1 protein-coding gene is annotated in these 770 nt (G+C 40.9%); it reads right to left on the bottom strand.

Annotated features, from left to right (window positions below):
* On the bottom strand, positions 1-560 hold a 560-nt coding region (locus AB4128_RS11980), incomplete at its 3' end, for a transposase (RefSeq protein WP_372037776.1).
* Positions 561-770 lie beyond the last annotated feature (210 nt).

Here is a 770-nt window from a genome sequence, read left to right as displayed (position 1 = left end):
GGGTTGGACTCGATGAGTTTAACTATTTTTGCTTCTATCTTTTCTATCTGATTTTTAAATACAGTTAAGATAGGTTTGATGGTCATCGCAACCTCTTTCGGCAGAATTTGCAGCCTGTTCTTCTCCATCGTTTGCATTGCCATAATTTGATTGCGTCTTGAGACTAAATCGCTCATAGCCTGCATGATGTCAGGCTTTAAAGTAGATAGCTTAGGCTTAATCGCATCTCCATAATGAGCGATGAGCTGCGCATCTAGCCTGTCTGTTTTAGCTTTTTGACCAATGGTACCAGCAAATCGTTTTATATGTATTGGGTTCGCAATAACGAAGGGCAGATTTGCTTCAGCGCAGGCCATGATAAATGGCATTTCTAAGCGACCTGTTGCTTCAATAACGATACGTTCAGGATGGTGTTTCTTGATGAGGTTAACAGCTTCTTTAATGCCTTTCTCATCGTTTTTGACGTTGAAAAAGATATCGAGTGGTCGGATATAAATATCGAGCTGAAACTTGCCCGTATCGACACCGATGTTAATGTTTTGATTAGTTTTTGAATTCATAATAAGCTAACTCTTGCTTGCAAATGCGGGTTCGAGACCCAGTAGACTATTCGAGTGTTTTGCTTGGAGTCCTTTGTCGCGTTCTTTCTTGTTATCGGTCTCTCAATAGAGGAGCCTGCAATCAATCGAACTACGACAAGGAAAGCTTTAGTTGCAGCTAAAGCCTGGGTCTCACATTACCCGAAACAGGGAAGTATTTGTAAATTAGGT

The organism is Shewanella sp. 10N.286.52.A9 (genome assembly GCF_041468985.1).
Taxonomy (GTDB): domain Bacteria; phylum Pseudomonadota; class Gammaproteobacteria; order Enterobacterales; family Shewanellaceae; genus Shewanella; species Shewanella japonica.
The sequence above is the reverse complement of the archived record's forward strand: the minus strand, read 5'-3'. Positions and strand labels throughout refer to the sequence as shown.